Here is a 17,979-nt window from a genome sequence, read left to right as displayed (position 1 = left end):
GAAAACTAAGATGCAGAGTTCGGAATCCAGGTTACGACTTCTCACCGGCTTGCTCCAGCAACGCATTTTATGGGTTGCGTGCTGTCACCGACTTCTTTGTTAGTGGTCAGAACGGATTCGAACCGCCGTTGCAAGATTTCGATTGAGGCGCAAAGCCTTCGAATTGCCGGTGCGCAAAACGAAATCATCCGGAGACCGGCTTATGACCTGTACTCGCGCGCCCGGAGTGATACCGTGGGTCCGGAGCCGCTTCAATAAAGTGGCATCTCGATCCGAAACGCTGTCCACTAGAAATTCACCGTCGTGCTTGAGCTCCGTCAGTGTTTTCGAGATCTGTTTCGACATTCTCCCATCCATGGCGGGAATGCAATGGCCGTGCGGATCGAACTTCGGGTGGCCCAACTTTGCGGCGATGCGTTCCTCGAACCGCTCCGAAATAAAATGTTCAAGGCGCTCAGCTTCCTCGTGAACCTCTTCGATGGGGTAGTCCAGCACTTCGAAGAGAAAGGTTTCGAGGAGGCGATGATGACGTACCACCTCCAGAGCCCGCCGTTTGCCTGCCGCCGAGAGGAGAACTCCGCGATGTCTCTCGTACTCCACAAATGGCACTGAAGCTGCCGCCAGCTTTTGCAGCATATTGGTGACTGAGGCCGGTGCAACATTCAATCGGTCGGCCAGCGAGGTACTCGATACACGCCGCTCGTCAGGTCCGCCGAGTGCGAGGATGGCCTTCAAGTAGTTATCCACTGATTCCGTGTTGACGTTTCCCTGGCGGCTCGGCGGCATGGCCGGTGTTCTCCTTAACGATTTGACACTTCGGCTATTTTAGGCGAACCTAATACTTTAGGCACGCCTAAATATCGCGTAGCCTGGAAAATTCTTTTCCCGCTTCCCTCTGTGCGGTGGCCGCGTCCCGCGCGCTTACCCAGGGGAGTCGTTCTCTACCCCAGGAGGGTCATTGTCAATGCGAATTCGAACTGCGATGTTCCTGGCATTTCTTCTGGGATTAACAGTAGTTAACTTGAATAGTTTACGAGCGCAAAGTGGAACGAGCAGCGCGCTCACCGGGACCATCAGCGATGCCACAGGGGCCGTTGTTCCCGATGCCACGGTGAAGGCTACAGAGGTAAGCACGGGAGCGACTCGAACCGCACGGAGCAACGCCGAAGGGCGCTTCCTCTTCGCGCAGATGAATCCGGGCGCCTATCGGATTTCCGTGGTGGCCGAAGGCTTTGGGCCGGCAGAGTCGAAACCTGAGTCCGTCGCCGTGGGTCAGACTATTGCCGTGAACTTCACTCTGTCGCCCGCAGCCGCTTCGCAGACGGTCGAGGTAACAACCCAGAACGGCCTGCTGAGCCTGGAAAATCCGAATACATCGACGACGCTGGAGGCGAAGACGATCGAGAAACTGCCGAACCCCGGGCAGGATCTCACGTATATTGCACAATTCGCGCAGGGAGCGTTAATGAACACGGCAGGCTCATCAAACGATGCCAAGGCGCCGGGCGGTTATGGCAACGTGGAATTCAACGGGCTGCCTGCCACATCGAATGGCTACATCCTCGATGGCTATGATACGAACGATCCCTGGCTAGGTCTGAACATCGGTCTCTCCACGAACCTCGTCATCGGTCTCGATGCCGTCGAAGAAGCGACGGTCAATACCAACTCATTCTCGGTCGATCAAGGGCGCTACGCCGTTGCGCAGGTGAATTACTTCACGAAATCGGGCACCAACGCATTTCACGGCGACGCTTATGAAACATGGAATGGTTCGCTTTTCAACGCGGAGAACTACTTTCTACACTCGAACGATACGGCGGACAGCATTGCGAAGAAGCCCCGTTCTACCGTCAACGAATTCGGTGTGAGCGTTGGCGGACCCATTCGGAGGGACAGACTGTTCTTCTTCGGGCACTACGAGGGCATTCGTATCGCTCTTCCCCTCGTATCCCAGATCACACTGCCAACGCCGGCTTACCAGCAATATGTATTGGGTGCACTGGCAACAGGCGGAACGGACCCGGTCACCGGTGCGGTTCTTCCGGCCCAGCCTGCGGAAATCCCTTTCTACCAGAAGATGTTCTCCCTGCTGCCCGCATCGGGCGGCTCACCGGTTCCAATTGTCGGATGCCCGCTTGGAAAAAATGGCGATGGTTGCGCCAGCCAGCGCCAAGCCTCGCTGAACAACAGCGACAGCGAAAACCTGATCGTGGTGAAAATCGATCACACCATCAACGCTAACAACAGCATCTGGTATCGCTTCCAACAGGACACTGGACTCCAGGCAGCGTATACCGATCCCGTCAATCCTATTTTCAACTCGTATTCGCCTCAGCCGCAGCGCACTCTCGTCGTGGGGTATACCCATGTATTCAGTTCGACCCTGGTAAACCAGTTCAATCCTGGCGCGAGTTGGTACTCCAGCATCTTCGAGCCGAACAACTACTCTCAGGTTCGCAAGACCTTCCCCATTGTGCTGGCTTCAAGCAGCGACAGCGTTCCGTTCACGTCGATCGGCGGCAATGACAATACCTACCCGCAGGGCCGCAAGGTCACCCAATGGCAGATCAATGACAACCTGACGTGGACGCATGAGAAGCATACGTGGAAGTTTGGCGTCAACACGCGGCGTCTGGACGTAAGCAACTACGACCTCGGCGAAGGAACGGTGCCAACGGTGACCTTCAATGACCTGGCGCAGTTCACATACGGTGCCGCATACACCGCCAGCCAGAGCTTTCCGGTCTCACTGAAGGAGAGGGTTTCGTCGGGCAATCTCGAATACTACGCGATGGACACCTATAAACCCGTCACGAGGGCCACGATCACGTACGGCATGCGCGTAACCTGGAACACTAACGTCACCAGCGGGAAGAATCTATTCGCGCGCACGGCCGGGTCTTTCCTCGATGCCTTCCATGACACTGATGAACCGCTGAACCAGGTCGTATTGGGAAATGTCCACAACCTGTTTCCCGCCACGCCGCTGTTCGTCTATCAGCCCAGAGTTTCATTTGCCTATCAGTTGTCTCCGCGAGTGGTGGTTCATAGTGGATTTGGAGTCTTCAATGACATCATTCCGATGCAGATCGCCGATCTTGCCGCCATGAACGCACCCAACGATCCGACCTTCGTTGGTGGAATCGGTGGCCAGGTTGGCGGCATCGGTATCGCTCCCGGTGTTGCTGGAAGTGCGGTCGATGCCGCGGTGAATGCGAACAATTCTTTCCAGAAAATCTTTCGTGCCGGCGGCCCTCCGTGCACAGGAATTCAGTCCGGCGCCCCGACATGTCCGCTAGCAGTCAGCCTGAATACTTTCCCGAGCGGGACGCTCAAGACACCGTACTACTACCAATACAACTTAGGCGTTGAGCAACAGATCGGTTCGGGTGGGAGCCTCCGGATTGATTTTGTGGGTACACGCGGGCTCCACGAGCCTTACCAGGTGCAGCTCAATGGCTATCAGACGGTGTGCGATGGGTGTTTTGCGCCGTTCCCTTACCAGAGGCCGCTCGATCAGCGCTTTGGAAACGTCAATGAGTTTCGCACCGATGCCAACAGCAGTTATGCCGGTCTTCAGACCGCCTACACCCAGCAATGGCGGGGACTGACGCTGCGCGCCAACTACACGTTTAGTCACTGCCTCGACGAGGTATCGAACGGTGGTTTGCTGGCGTTCTCCACGCAGGGATTGATGTCGCCCTTGCCTGGAGAGCTTAGCCGGCAATATGCCAGTTGCGACTACGACGTTCGCCATAACGTCTCCGCGTATGGTTTGTACCAGGTCCCGTTTCACTCCAGCCATCCGTTCCTGCGTCAAATGTTTGAAGGATGGTCGATCTCGGAGACTGCGATCCTGCACTCCGGTCTTCCATTCAGCGTGCTCAGTCAGCCTTACATCGCCAACGGCAACGGCGTGTTTCAGGCGGACGGAGCGAGCACAGTCCAGTTCAATGCGCCCGCATATGCCAATCGGGTTCCGGGCGTACCGGTGTATCGAAAGAACTCGGTCGCCGGCGTTACCGTGGCAGGCACCAAACAATGGCTCAACCCGAATGCGTTCATCTCGGTGGTCGATCCCACAAGTGGAACATGCGCGGGAGGCGATTCACCGGCTACCTGCCAATTTGGCGACGCTGGACGTAACTCTGTCCGCGGCCCTCATTACACAAACTTCGACATCTACATCACCAAAACTTTCCCAATCAAAGAAGGAATCACATTCCGTTTCGACGCCCAAATGTTCAACGCCTTCAATCATCCCAACTTCGCGCTTCCAAGCGAGGTCGAAGCCGGTGTACCCGGTGTATCGGTTCCGGCGAGATTCGGAACGCTTGAAAGCACGATCTCGCCTCCCACGGGTCTGCTGGGCGTTGGGCTGGGGGGCGATAGCTCCCCGCGCATGATCGCGTTTCAGGGAAGGATCGAATTTTGACAATTGCGTCTCATGAGCGGGGATAAGTTGAACTACAGAACTAGCTTCGGAAAGAACATCGATGAACCGAACAGATAGAGATACGAGCACAGCCGTTCAAGCCGAATCCGCCGCATCGGTATCGGAAAGCCACGTTTCGCTCGAGAACGTGCACGGTTCTATTTCGGTTCCACATCATCTTGCGGGATTCTGGAAACAGTGGCGAGCCTTCGTCGGTCCCGCGATTTTGGTAAGTGTCGGTTACATGGATCCCGGTAACTGGGGAACTGACCTGCAAGGTGGCGCTCAATTTAAGTACGGCCTGCTATGGGTGGTCGGACTTGCCAGCCTGATGGCGATCTTCATGCAGGTGATTTCCGCCCGGCTCGGTGTAGTTACGGGGAAGGACCTCGCTCAATGCTGCCGCGACTGGTATCCCAAGTGGACGCGCTGGCCTAACTGGTTGATGAGCGAAGTCGCCATCGGCGCCTGCGACCTTGCGGAGGTGCTCGGAAGTGCCGTAGCCCTCAACCTCCTGTTTCATATTCCTCTGCTTTGGGCGGTCATCATCACGGGCCTGGACGTACTACTGCTCCTGGGCTTGCAGCGGTTTGGCATGCGTACCATCGAGGCCATTGTGTTGCTGCTGGTGGCTACGATTGGCTTGTGCTACTACATCGAGATTTTCGTCCTGCCCCAGACCCAGCCCAGTTTTCTGGAAATGGGCCAAGCGCTGATTTCGCCTCATTTTCATCAATCCGGGATCCTATACCTCGCCATCGGCATTATTGGCGCAACCGTGATGCCTCACAACCTGTACTTGCATTCGGCGCTGGTGCAGAGCCGAATGCTGCAGAAGGACGAACCATCCGTCCGGAGCGCTCTTCGCTTCAATACCATTGATTCCGTAGTAGCTCTGACCGTCGCCTTCTTCGTGAACGCGGCGATACTGGTGCTCGCAGCCACGGTCTTCTTCGGGAAGCAAAGCGTGACTACGTCAGGCGGACTGGTGGTCCATTTCAGCCCCGACAGTGATTGGATACGGGTAGCGTATCTAACCCTCGCGCCGCTGCTGGGAACATTCGTCGCGAGCACGCTGTTTGCCGTGGCGCTGCTCGCGAGCGGGCAAAGCAGCACCATTACGGGGACACTCGCCGGCCAAGTCGTGATGGAAGGCTTCATGCATTGGCGAATCAAACCATGGGTCCGGCGCCTAATCACCCGCACGCTGGCGATCCTGCCTGCCGTTCTGATCATTGGGCTGCGAGGAGAGAGCAGCGTGACCGATCTGCTCACCCTCAGTCAAGTGGTGCTCGCGCTACAGCTCCCCTTCGCCATGTTTCCTCTGCTGCATTTCACAAGCTCGCGCCGTCGCATGGGTATCTGGAAGCTCGGCTGGTTCCTGCTGATCGCAGGTTGGGGCAGTGCTATCCTGATCACCGTTATGGACATTTACGGTCTACCTGACTCGCTGAAGTCGGCCTGGCATGTTGTCACCGGCGGATGACGATATGCAACAAAGGCCGCCAGAAACGGAACAAGGATGTACGACACGATTCTGCTGACATTGGATGGCACGCCTACAGATAGGGCGATCATCGAACACGTGAAGGAGTTGGCAAAGCTAGCACGCAGCCGCATCGTGCTGCTACACGTCGCCGATGGATGGGCAGCCAGAACCTATGGACCTGACGCGGTCAGTCCCGAAATCACCGAAGACACCGCCTATTTAGAAAGAGTTCGACTGGAGTTTCAGGCTCTAGGTATTCCTGCCGAATCCGAACTCGCTTTCGGCGAACCGGACAAGGAGATCATCAAATGGGTACGTGAGAAGTCTTGCGACCTGGTGGCTAGGAGCACTCATGGCCATCGCTTTCTCGATGACTTGTTCCGTGGCACCACAGCCACGAAAGTGCGGCATAGTGTCAGCGTGCCGGTTCTCATGCTCAGGGCGAGGTGACTCATTTAAAGATTCGCTCAGACGAGCACACAAGGACGGCAGCGATTCCGATCCACCGCCAGGCCCCAGGGCCTCTGACTCATTCCCGATTTGCGCCTTTCTTTCGGCATCTCGCCGCTCCGAAGTTCAATCGGTTCACAGGTAGATTCAGCGCATTTCAGACAGTCAAGTTTCCGCAACATAGATTGATGGGTGCTGGGCACCCTCCCGCCGCAACCCGTTCGGCATACCACCGAAGCAAGACTCCTAGATAGAGACAGATCTCAGTAAGCTTCGCGGATCACGCTGCCTGCGTAAACCATTCGAATAACGAGAGATGGCCAGACCGGCGTGAATCGGGCACTCCACGCAGGAAGTTCAAATTCGACGAAAATCTGCGATCGAACCATCGACGTGGTGGGCACAAAAATGGGCACAATTTGCTAAACGGATTTGAAGATTATTGTTATAAATTATTGATTCTATGGCTCCTCAGGTAGGACTCGAACCTACAACCCTTCGGTTAACAGCCGAATGCTCTGCCATTGAGCTACTCAAAATCGCCCGCTGAAGCTCGTTTTGAGGTACGCCGTTCGTTAACTCTTTCATAGCAAAGACGGTTGAATCGGTCAATTAAGCGCTGAAAAATGAAGGACTTTCGGCATCGCCTGCGGTCTGAATGATTGCGGTTCCCTCTCCACCTCCCATTCGCGGATTGCTATCGGTACATCCCCGATTATGACCGATTTTGAAATGGGCTGACGACAAATTTGACTACATTTTTCTGAGCCCTATTTAGACTCAGGACGACCTGGATTCTGGCCGCTTTCCATTCTGTGTATGGCTCGGGCTTGCGTTACGCCAGCTGATGACTATCTAGCGATCAGGACCGAATCGCCCAGGTCTGGCACGCAATCTTGACGACAACCTACGGGCTGGTTGGGAGGTGCCTAGTCGAATTGGAACAGCGCGGTGAGAGCGGGCGGTTTACGGCTCCGAATTGTTGAAGAAAACTCTCGGGCGATTTGCAGTCGGTTCGGCCGCATACTATGGAAACGATTGGATAATCATTTCAATCCGCCTCATCTACTGGATATTTTGGTAGGCAGTAATTTCCCGGAACTGCGACCGCGCCGCGCATGTCCACTGCCGGACGACCCATGTTTAAAGTTTATCAGGGAGCTTAGTATTTCTTTATGAATTGGAAGAAGATAGGGGTTCAGGCGCGTCGCGGTGATTGTCTTCGCCATGACACCGAGCCGCCTTAATCCCGAGTTCCCCATGTCCTTTCCCTCTCCAGAGCACAGGGCTATTCGTTCGCCGATCGAAAACTGCGCACAACCGCACGGACAATTGAGTTCCCGGTATCCTTTCTCACCGGTGGGAGGAGCTGCTCTCAGCAGCCTGCAGACCGTACCCCCGTGGTGCCCACGATGAATACTCAGTCTCTTCAGGCTGCGGAGGCGGAGCCTGACCCGGCCTCTACAATTACGCATGGTCCAGGGCAATTCTCGTCTTGCGGATGCCCGGAAGACAAGAGTCATTCCGGGTGCCCGCAATTCATTCAAAACCTGACTCTAGTTTGAGGCGATGGCCTGCGCCTTGGCGTTCATGACTGCGTCCAGGAATGAGTGTGCTGAGGCCGGCGCGGCTTGCCCGCCGTCCAGGATGTGGCGAGTGGAGACATCGTGGCCATAGGTGGCTTCCGTTGAGTCATCGTCGCGGCGAATCGCTGCGCCAGTGAGGGTGAGTCCGGCAAAAAGGCCATTCGCGCGTGAGTAGGTGAGCACTTCAGTATTGAGCTTCCAGTCAGTATCGGCGGAGGCGTGACGCCCAACCGGACCGGCCGCCGCAGATGCATCGCCGCCCAGCTCAAAGTTGCTGTTGATCAAATGCTTCATCCCGTTTTCGTTCTGGATAATCATGACCAAATCGACGCCTTCGATGCCGATCTGCAATCCCCAACTTCCGCCGGTGATGGTAAAGAATGCAGGTGCACTCCATCCGTTGGGCGTGCGGCAAGTGGCGACACCCCGGCCATTTTCGGCTCCAAAAACGAAGCCGCCCTTAAGCATGTGGGGTACAACTGCGATGCACTTTGCGTGTTCCAGGACTTCCTCGGGAATGCCTTTGTCAGGCGCAGACATGATCTCGTGCAAAACGCGTCCCGCATGGTCCAGCCGGTCATTTGTTGCTTCGCGATTGGATCCCGCCCAAGCGATGCTGGTTACGCTGAGGAGCGCCACAAACGTCATAAGCTTCTTCATCTTTTTCGTCCTTTTTCTACCCATGCGCAGCGTCAGTTTCCTTCCGCGCACTGAGGCGCACTAGGTAACTCCCACTCTAGGCAGGCGGAGTTGTGCCGTCTGAGCAGGAAAGCTCAGTGCAGAATGGAGCAAAGCACGGCAAGGGAATACGAGCGTGGTTCAAACTGCTCAGATATTGCTGATGCTGGGCGTTACTGTGAAGCACGGTATAAGTTCGATATTGGCTGAACACCCAGCGGGATATATAGGGCTCGGCCAACTCAGAACACGCCGAATGCACAGAGGTGGACTGATGAACATGGATCGAGTGAAGGGCACGATTGACGAAGTTGCGGGAAGTGTCAAACGCAGAGCAGGCGAGTTGACCGATGATGTCCAACTCCAGGTGGAAGGAATGGCTCAGCAGGTGAAGGGCAAGGTTGAGAATACCTGGGGCAAGGCGAAGGATGCGGTCAACAATGCAAACAAGGAAGACTCAGCAGAGCCTCAGCCGCACGTTTAACTGGCGGTCGCCTCTGCAGCGGGCCTCGAAGATGTTTGAACGAATTCCCCGCCTCTCTGCGCGTCAGAGCGTCATTTGGTATGACATGAAGGCACACGCATTCACATTGCTTCTTTGCTTTGCGCGCTGAACTCTGAAGGGCATCTGCCTGGCCCAACATACAACATTGAAAGGCAATGTGGAATTCGGATTTACGCCGGCTCGTTAACATTGCCATACAGTGCGAGCTTCGCAGCTGCATCAACCTTTCGCAGGCTTCGAATCTTCCATAGTCCGAAACCGACCCCAGCCACCATCAGCCCCACAAACACGCACAGCAGCGGCGCGGACCATTTCTGAAGACTGCCCGACCAGATCCGTACCAGGCGACGTCCATACTCCACTGCAAGCCATGCAACCAGGGAGTATCGCAGCGCGCGAGCTGCGCTGAAGACGGTCAGAAAGCGCCGACGCGAGACGTCCAGCGCGCCCGACGCCAGCACAAATGGCAAAAGAGGAATCGGCGGTGGGAGCATGGCAGGGACAAGGACGGAGAGGACAGGGTGACGCTCGACCCAGCTGACGACACGCCGAAGGAGGCCTGCCGGGACATAATGCCGCATTGCTGCCTGGCCGCCGCTACGGCCAATTTGCCACGTTGTATAGCCGCCGACTATGCTACCCGCAATCGCACACAGCGTCAGCAGCCACGGATCTCCGCCGTGCGCCACAAGCCACAAAAGCAGCAGGTCAGTGCTCCCCGGCAACGGCAGAGGTATAACCGAGGAATCAATCACCGCAACCGAGAGCAGACCTAAAACTCCCAAGTGTGTAAGCCAAAGCGGCATCACGGCAGGTTTCACCCGGAGGAGATAGGATTGAGCAATTGGAAAAATTGATATGCTCATTCGGACTACTCCTCGTTCTTGCGCCTGGATGCTTCCGTTCTTAATTGCCGGTTTAGCTATTGCGCACCTTCGTTATGCAAAGTGAACCAGTAGTATCGTCGCCAGCAAAACATGCAGCGAACCGGGCGAAGCGCGAACACGCTTAGCAGGCCATCGAACGACCTTAATTCGGCTGGCTTGAACATGAGCGAATTACAACGAGGGCACTCGCGCCGTATCCACATCAACTGCGGCACCCACGTGGGCCAGGTTCGGTTAGAGAAGTTCATGTGCAGTCCCTTCAGCGGCCAGAAACCAGATCGCGCTGTTGTGTGTTTCCTTCAGACGGGCTTGAGTTGGATTCCAGCCACGTCAGCAGCGACGATATGCTGCCGGTGGCCAGCGCCATGGACGAATCGGCGGCGCCGTAATAAAGATTGATGGTATCTCCGTCCGCCCCGATCGTCTGCCCGCACGGAAAGACGACATCGTTGACGTCACCGTTGCGCTCGTACCACGCCTCCGGCCCAAACACCCAGGAGTCCCCGCGTTGCAAGCAGATCTCTGGCTGCTCCAGGTCAAAGAGCGCCAAGCCCAGTCGGTAGATGCTTCCCGATGCTGTTTGCCGCACGCCGTGATATATGGTCAGCCACCCTTTCGCCGTTTCTATGGGCGGAGAGCATAAGCCAATCTTGTTCGCGTCCCACCATCCCCCGCGACGCGCCTCGAGGATGATCTTGTGACCGCCCCAGTGGCGAAGATCGGGTGAGTAGGAGATCCACATGTGCGCGCCGAGCGTGGTAACCGGCCTGTGAATCAGTGCCCAGCGGCCACCGATTCTCCTGGGCAGAAGTGCCGCATCTTTGTCTTCCGGCTGCATGATCACGCCATAGCGCTCAAAGCTCTTGAAGTCGTTGGTCAAAGCGAGCGACACTCCAGGGCCTCCCCGCGCAAACGACGTATAAACCACGGCATACTGCCCGAGTTCGGGGACGTAGGTGATACGCGGATCCTCAATGCCCCAGATCTCCTCGGGGAAATCGCGTGGACTCGCCGGCAGGGTTGGCTGAGGATCGATGACCCAGTTTTTTATTCCATCTGTCGAACGCGCGGCACACAGATGCGAAAGACCACGCCTATCTTCGACCCGGCAAAGCAGAAGGGTGTCGCCATCGGGTAGCCGCACTACTCCCGCGTTGAGGACGCTGTTGATTGGATATGGCCAATTGCTCTGCGTCAGGATCGGGTTACCCGAATAACGTGTAAACAGAGGCAGACCTGTATGTGTCTCAACGTGAGATTCACTGGCGTTGGGACTCTTTGCTGCAACGGTAGAGACATTCGGATTCAAGAAGAGGAGCTCATTTCAAGTTTCAGTTCTTCTGCGTTTGCTACCCTGGCCGTCTGCATTTCGAGCAGAGCCATCAGGAACGAAAGCGTGGATTCCGCCCCCTGGTTTTCGTTGATGCGATCGGGATGCAGACCATCCTTGCATCCACCTGTTATGGCATCGTAAAGCGGGACTCGCAAGTCGTTGTTGCCGAGGAACCAGCGGAAGGTGCGTTGCGCCTCCTCAAGCCAATACTCTTCCTCAGTCAATCTGTATACCTCAAGGCATGCGGCGACAGTTGCGCAGGCTTCCACCGGTTGCTGGTCAAATCGCGCCTTCTCATTTCCCTCAATAAAGAATCCGTTGGAGCCAATAGGGACAAACATCTCCTGATCATCGCGATGCTGCTCGGCGATCAGCCACTTGAGAGAATCTATACCGGCCTCGACCATCCTTTGATTATCGCTTCGCCACCCGGCCAGAATCAGCGCCTGCGATAAGCGGGCATTTGAATAGGAAAGGCTCTTCTCAAACCATCGCCAAGATGAGGAATGACTGCGCTCATATATATCGAGAAGCCGATCGGCAAGTGTATTGCGCATCCTCTGAATGGCCCTGTCCCCGGGGAACCAGTCCAGGTAGGCTTGCATTCCGAGAATACAGAATGCCCAGGCACGCGGACTGGTGAAGTCGAGTGTTGCAGGGACAGCGGCCTCGAAGAGTCGGCCCGCCGCCCCTCTCAGACCTGAATCTCGTGATGTCCCGAGCACAGTTCCCAGCGACCACAAAGCACGGCCGTGACTATCGTCCGACCCAACGTCTTCAAGCCAGCGGCGGTCATAGCCGAGGAAATTCCTGAACCTGCCTGTTTTCGTATTGAATGCCAGCCATAAGAAAGCGAGGTAACGAGTGGAGTGGCTTAGATTAAACTGTTCGTCCAGATCCCCCCGTGAAGCTTCCATGAGGGTGGACACTATCAGCGCACGCGCGTTGTCGTCGGTCGTGTAGCCCTCGGCTGAGTTTGGTACGCTGAAGATCGCATGCTGCAGAATACCCGTACCGTCAGTGAGCCTCGACATGTGGTCCGAGTTCAACGCGGGAAGGAAGTCGACAGCGCCTGCCGCCGTATCGTCCTTCCGCGCTGCCTTCGGCTGCAGGGTGCGCTCGAAGCGCGCGCGCTGGAAGCTTGCCATATACTTTCGCGCTGTCTTGGGCCATATAGTCTCGCGTGAATGGAGGTATGCGCGTTTGCGCATCGCATGTCGCTCCGCGTCGTTACCCAACAATTGAAGCACCGCTTCTGCGATTGCGCCGGGGTTTTCAAATGGTACGAGAACGCCTCTCTTGTCTGCTAAGAGTTCCTTAGCATGCCAGTACGGCGTGGAAATGATTGCCTTACCCGCTCCGAGTGCGATCGCGAGAGTTCCGGAAACAATCTGCGCTTCTTGTCGGTATGGTGTAATGTAGATGTCCGCCGCACCAACATGCTCAACAAGTTCTTCCGCGCTCACAAAGCGGTTCACGAGGATCAGATTCGATGAAACGCCGAGCTGCACAGCCAAAGCTTGGAGATCTTCCCGATATCTCTCGCCGTCGCGCCGACGTATGTGTGGATGCGTGACCCCGGAGACAATGTAGACCACGTTTGGATGTTTTGCGAGAATCGCGGGCAATGCTCGAATGACGTTTTCGATTCCCTTATTCGGCGACAAAAGGCCGAAAGTCAGCAAGACCGACTTTCCCTCGGTGCCGAAGCGGTCCTTGAAGTAATTCGGGTCCATAAACTGAAAGTCAGGCACCCCGTGTGCAATGATATCGATCTTTCCACCCGAAACTGAATATACATCCCGCAGGAACTGCGCCGCCTGTTCGCTCATGACAATCAGCCGATCGGAAAGACGCGCAATCTCCTCAAGCACAGAACGCTGGTCTGGATTCGGGTCGCGCAAGACGGTGTGGAGCGTTGTCACAACGGGCATCTTCAACTTGCGCAGCAAGGCGAGCACATGGCGTCCCGCCACGCCACCGTAGATCCCATATTCATGCTGCAAACAGACCAGATCGTTGCCATTGAAATTGAGAAACTCCGCTGCCCGTTCGTACGAGGCCAGATCTTCCTGCTCCAACTCCAAGCGAACTTGCTCCGGATATTGATAGCTTGACTCCGGATCGTTGACGGGAATGGCAAACAAGCGCCCCTCCCCGTACTCGACAGTGAGAGCCGCACACAGATCGCTGGTAAAGGTCGCAATCCCGCACTGACGCGGCAAGTAGTTTCCCACAAAAGCAATGCGAGTGGGCAAAGGCAAGCTGCAAGTCCTTGGCACAACCGTCCCAAGAGGCGAAGATTGAGGAACCCTTTGCAGTTCTTCCACATGGTTCGGTGCAGCATTAGACATCATGGTCCGCCTTAGCTTGTAGAGACATCGCGCAAGCCATCTCTGCTTCACTTGCTTTCGGGCACTGCTCGGTCAAGTGCCCAGGGTAAGCATCCCGCGTGTTGCTGCGGCCTTCATAAGGCCGCAGCAAGTACGCCTGCGTTATAGGCTTCCCGTCGTCACTGCGGCTGGTGTGCCAATAGCATCGCCGGATACAACCAGCTCGACTCTCCGGTTCTCCTGGCGTCCGCTCGCATTATCGTTCGAGGCAACTGGAACGCTGTTTCCGAAGCCCTTTGCGGTGACCGAACTCGTGCCCACGCCTTGTTGAACCAAATAATCTCGAACTGCACCTGCGCGATTCTCAGAGAGCTTTTGATTCATGTCGTCGCCGCCCACATTGTCCGTGTATCCGCCAACCTCGATGTTGAGAGTCGGATAGGCGATGAGGATGCCGGCCACCTTTGCGAGTTTTTCGCGGGCGCCCGGCTTCAGTGTGTATTGCCCTGTGTCGAACAGCACATCGGACATGCTGACGATGAGACCCCGTGCGCTGTCGCGCGTCTCGAGCACCTTATTGAGCTGCGCCGAGAGCTGCGCGCGCATGGCCGCCTTGTCGCTCACGGCCGTCTGTTCGTTCTGCTGCGCCTGCTTTGCGGCCAAGCGTGCTTTGTCAGCATCGGCCTGGGCCGCTGTGATTGCCGCCGCCGATTCGGCCTGATTCGTCGCCATAGCGGCTTGCGCCCTGGCGGCGTCCAACTGCGCCTTGGCTGAATCCAATTGCGCCTGTTCCTTCAAACGAGTTGCATCCTCGGCCCGGGCCTGCGATCTTGCCTGCGCCTCGCTTGATGCCTGACTTGCGTCCGCCAGGCGAACCTCGTCGATCCTCTTCACTGCGATTTCACGGGAATCTTCCGCAGTCTGTACTGCCTGCCGCGCCGCAGCGATCAGCGGTTTCTTTTCCATGTGCCGGCTGATAGCATAATCCTCTGCGGTCTTCATCAGCTGGACTGCGTGCCCATAGCTCTCCGCTGCGTATGTTTCAGCTCCCTCTGATTTGGCGATGTGCAATGCGTTTCGCGCTTCGTAGAATTCCAGCGGCAAATTGGCGCTTAGAACCACCGGGTCGAACTTGTAGCCGGTGGGAAGATAGCCGCCGCGCTCCATCAGTTCATACTTGGCATTCACTTCCTCGCTGGTGCCCTTGGTGTCTGCACGAACCACATTCTCAAGCACGACAACATTGCTGGGCTCTCGAACGGCGAAGTAGGGCTCAGCGGTAACGATCAATGCGAACGCCTGCAGATCTGTCGTCGCCGTCAGCTTGCTCCGTCCATTGTCGCCCACCAGCACTTCTCCAAGATTCGCGGCGCGGCCTTCGGGTGAAATAGCCCACAGTACATAGGTGAGATACTCGCCGCCAAACGTTGTTGGAGTTTGCAGGCTGCCGAATTCTGCCTCTACTTCCAACGTACCGCGCTTGCTTCGCACCTTGGCTGTCCCTTCGGCAGAAGGAAGCAGAGCAGTTCCTGCAAAGCCCACCTCCGACGCGCCATTGCGATGGCCATAGTTGACTGCCTGAACCGTACGGCTAGTTACAACCACGCGATACATCGGCGCGGGACCTGGGGATTCGACAGCGATCGTTGTCTGGGCGTTGGCTTGAGAAAGCGCGCTCAGAGCGAGTGCGCCTCCAACTACGAACAGATGCATGCTTCTCATGAAATTTCCTTTGGGCAGTACTCTGAAATGTTGTGATTGGGGCCGATTGATTGGTCATGCTATCACTTGAGAGATCGCGTCCTAAGAGTGGCCGACGCGGAACTGGGAGAGATATCCGAACATTCCGAATATCTTCAGGAGCCAAAGCACCACAGCAATCACTACGACGCCGTTGAGAATTCCCTTTATCTGGCCCTGCATGGGTATGAAACGGTTGACAAGCCATAACAGCACACCAACTACGGCGAGCGTAAGCACGATGGTGACAAGTGGCATTTGATGTTCTCCAATCGAATCCATGATGATGCGCGGGACGGATAGACAGCCTGACGTCCCAACATCATGCCTATTTACGTTGAGTCAAGCCAGGCATCATTGGCATCAGCTCTTCCTGGCCAGCACCCGCGAGCACTGGATTCTCTCCGTGCCGTCGAGGACGGGCAAGTTACTGTACTAAGAGTAGGCCGCAGCCCATACGAAGACTGATCAAATCCGCTCAGGTGATTCGCGGCGGTCGAATCGCAGGTGCGATGGCCAGCGGGACAGATTCTGCGCAGGGCTATGGCTTCTTCGCAACTGGTTCCGTAGGCTTTGCGGGCGCATTCGTGTCAATCAGCTCGGCAACGGGTGCCGGCAGATCCCCAGCAAGCGGAATCGTGACGCCCGTCGGATACAGAAGAATCTGGATCATGCCCCATTCGTCACCGGGCTTCGTTCCAGTCTGCTTGCCCCTTCCCATCGTCTTGAGCTGGCGGTCGTCGAATCCGAAGTTCTCAACCAGATACTCGCGAATTACCATCGCCCTCGCCTCGGTTAGAAGCTGGTCCTTCTGCGAGTCACCTTCCAAGCCGGCAGAGACAACAACCACCGCGAAACCAAATGAATTCTGTGCCAGGTAGTCGCCCGCAGCCTTCAGCGACTTCAGATCCTTAAGCTTCGCCGAGTCGTGGCCATCGAACAACTGCATCGCCGCATAGGTGAACGTCTTCTCCGGATCGCCTTGCGGAAGACTGGCAATTCGATTGGCCTTAAGCTCGTCTGCATCTTCATAACCGCGCTTCTTGAAATACCCACTCAAAAGGAAGTTATGCTTTAGTGCTTCCATATTCTCCTGGAAGTCGGTCACCCCGGTCTGGGCCTGCTGCATTGTGGCATGCAGCGTAGCTGTGGTCTGTTCAAGATTGGCGTACAGTTGTTTGTCGTTTACCAATGCTCCCACGGTTCCCTTTCCAGAATCGATCTTTGCGCTCACCGAATTCAAGTGCGCCGTCGCCATTGTTGCATTGTCAATGGCCTGCTGGCTGCTGTCGAGAATACCGCTGGCCTTCTTGAGCATGTCGCCCATGACCAGTGGCGGAACGCTCTGGATGAACTCGCCGTCCTTCACATCGGCGTGGCCGTCGGAACCGAAAGATATCGCGACATACTGATTGCCCAACACTCCTTCTGTCTCGATCGAGGCGAGCGAATCTTGCTTGATGATCTCGTGCGTTGATTTGTTGAGTTCCATCAGGACGGTTACTTTCTCGCCCGGCCTGTGAGGCAGAGCGATGGACTCCACAATGCCACTATGGACGCCGCCCACCTGGACATCAGCACCCTCCGACAGACCGGCAACGTTGTCGAACTGCGCCTTCAACCGATAACTCGACCGAAAGAGATACTCCTTGCTCCCTATGACGAAGACTCCAGCCGCAAGAACTGCCAGTGTCACAACGATGAAAGCTCCGAGCCGTACAGCTCTAGACATATGCTCTCCTACGACTGGTTCAGAAATTCCTTCACAAACCCGATATCGCTCTGCTGCAAGTCCTCAAACTGCCCCTCAATCACAACCTTGCCGAGATCCAGCAGGGCCAGCCGATTGGCGATCGTTCTTGCGCTATGCAGATCGTGCGTCACCACAATCGAGGCCATCTGGTGCTCGCGCTGCAACTTCAGAATCAGGCTGTCGATCTCTCCCGAGCTGATTGGGTCGAGCCCTGCCGTCGGCTCATCCAGAAGCAGTATCTCGGGCTCCAGCGCCAGCGCGCGCGCCAAGCCCACGCGCTTCTGCATCCCACCGGAGATATCGGACGGCATCTTGGCTGAGTCATTTTCCATGCCTACCTCGGCAAGCAATTGCCTCACCCGCTCGCCGCGCTCCCGCTTCGATAGGTCCTTGCGATGATGTTCAAGCGGAAACGCCACGTTTTCGCCCACGGTCAGCGAGTCGTAAAGCGCCGCATGCTGAAAGAGAAATCCCATCTTGATTCTTATGGCTCCCATTTCATCAAGGCCAAGACCCGCGATGTCCCGCCCTTGAATGCGCACCGATCCGGCGTCCGGTTGTTCGAGGCCGATGATGACCCTCAACAAAACGCTCTTGCCGGTGCCGCTGCGGCCAAGCACAGCCAGCGTTTCTCCGCGATTTATGGCCAGACTTAACCCATTCAGAACTTTATGCCTGCCAAAGGTTTTCTCCAGGCGCTCAACCGCCACAACGGGCACCCTCCCGCAGTTGTCGTGATCCGCCTTCTTCATCGCAGTTTCAACGGTCGTAGCCATGCTGCCGCCTC

At 56.2% G+C, this 17,979-nt stretch carries 13 protein-coding genes; 4 read left to right on the top strand and 9 right to left on the bottom strand.

The annotated features are described in order from the left end of the window. Positions 1 to 99: 99 nt before the first annotated feature. A complete protein-coding gene (locus WCA10_RS26875) occupies positions 100 to 786 on the bottom strand; it encodes a metal-dependent transcriptional regulator (protein WP_472825638.1) in 687 nt (228 codons plus the stop codon). A gap of 178 nt (positions 787 to 964) precedes the next feature. Between WCA10_RS26875 and WCA10_RS26870 the strand changes: the two genes are divergently transcribed. The 3 genes from WCA10_RS26870 to WCA10_RS26860 all read left to right on the top strand — a co-directional run bounded on the left by WCA10_RS26870 (position 965) and on the right by WCA10_RS26860 (position 6,377). Then, positions 965 to 4,438 carry a carboxypeptidase-like regulatory domain-containing protein gene (locus WCA10_RS26870; RefSeq protein ID WP_472825637.1) on the top strand — a complete coding sequence of 1,158 codons (3,474 nt, stop codon included), beginning with the start codon at positions 965 to 967 and terminating at the stop codon, positions 4,436 to 4,438. Between the two features lie 61 nt (positions 4,439 to 4,499). Further along, complete coding sequence (locus WCA10_RS26865; RefSeq protein ID WP_472825636.1) at positions 4,500 to 5,924, top strand: Nramp family divalent metal transporter; 1,425 nt, start codon at positions 4,500 to 4,502, stop codon at positions 5,922 to 5,924. A 36-nt stretch (positions 5,925 to 5,960) separates the two neighbouring features. After that, positions 5,961 to 6,377 (top strand): universal stress protein, encoded by a 417-nt coding sequence (locus WCA10_RS26860; RefSeq protein WP_472825635.1) that lies wholly within the window; start codon positions 5,961 to 5,963, stop codon positions 6,375 to 6,377. 1,556 nt (positions 6,378 to 7,933) lie between these two features. On the opposite strand, the gene WCA10_RS26855 is transcribed toward WCA10_RS26860, so the two are convergent. Then, positions 7,934 to 8,623, bottom strand: a complete 690-nt coding sequence (locus tag WCA10_RS26855) for a lipid-binding SYLF domain-containing protein (RefSeq protein WP_472825634.1) — start codon at positions 8,621 to 8,623, stop codon at positions 7,934 to 7,936. Between the two features lie 292 nt (positions 8,624 to 8,915). On the opposite strand from WCA10_RS26855, the gene WCA10_RS26850 reads away from it, so the two are divergent. Then, positions 8,916 to 9,125 (top strand): CsbD family protein, encoded by a 210-nt coding sequence (locus WCA10_RS26850; protein ID WP_472825633.1) that lies wholly within the window; start codon positions 8,916 to 8,918, stop codon positions 9,123 to 9,125. A 191-nt stretch (positions 9,126 to 9,316) separates the two neighbouring features. Here the strand turns inward: WCA10_RS26850 and WCA10_RS26845 are convergent, their stop codons facing one another. The 7 genes from WCA10_RS26845 to WCA10_RS26815 form a co-directional block, all read right to left on the bottom strand. After that, the gene (locus WCA10_RS26845; RefSeq protein WP_472825632.1) at positions 9,317 to 10,012 is read right to left on the bottom strand and encodes a YqaA family protein; all 696 of its coding nucleotides are present in this window, start codon (positions 10,010 to 10,012) and stop codon (positions 9,317 to 9,319) included. Between the two features lie 280 nt (positions 10,013 to 10,292). Next, positions 10,293 to 11,342, bottom strand: a complete 1,050-nt coding sequence (locus WCA10_RS26840; RefSeq protein ID WP_472825631.1) for a glycoside hydrolase family 130 protein — start codon at positions 11,340 to 11,342, stop codon at positions 10,293 to 10,295. Further along, positions 11,339 to 13,624: a glycosyltransferase family 4 protein gene (locus WCA10_RS26835; RefSeq protein ID WP_472825630.1), complete on the bottom strand. Its 2,286-nt coding sequence runs from the start codon at positions 13,622 to 13,624 to the stop codon at positions 11,339 to 11,341. Before WCA10_RS26835 ends, WCA10_RS26840 begins: the two co-directional genes overlap by 4 nt. Before the next feature lie 237 nt (positions 13,625 to 13,861). Next, positions 13,862 to 15,412, bottom strand: a complete 1,551-nt coding sequence (locus WCA10_RS26830; protein WP_472825629.1) for an OmpA family protein — start codon at positions 15,410 to 15,412, stop codon at positions 13,862 to 13,864. A 90-nt stretch (positions 15,413 to 15,502) separates the two neighbouring features. Further along, complete coding sequence (locus WCA10_RS26825; protein ID WP_472825628.1) at positions 15,503 to 15,697, bottom strand: Thivi_2564 family membrane protein; 195 nt, start codon at positions 15,695 to 15,697, stop codon at positions 15,503 to 15,505. Positions 15,698 to 15,980: 283 nt separating this feature from the next. Then, entirely contained in the window at positions 15,981 to 17,171 is a 1,191-nt protein-coding gene (locus WCA10_RS26820; RefSeq protein ID WP_472825627.1) for an MlaD family protein, read from the bottom strand. A gap of 8 nt (positions 17,172 to 17,179) precedes the next feature. Beyond that, entirely contained in the window at positions 17,180 to 17,968 is a 789-nt protein-coding gene (locus tag WCA10_RS26815) for an ABC transporter ATP-binding protein (protein WP_472825626.1), read from the bottom strand. Positions 17,969 to 17,979 lie beyond the last annotated feature (11 nt).

Origin of the sequence: Occallatibacter sp., from assembly GCF_049582745.1 — a bacterium.
In the GTDB taxonomy this organism is placed as follows: Bacteria; Acidobacteriota; Terriglobia; order Terriglobales; family Acidobacteriaceae; genus Telmatobacter.
The sequence above is the reverse complement of the archived record's forward strand: the minus strand, read 5'-3'. Positions and strand labels throughout refer to the sequence as shown.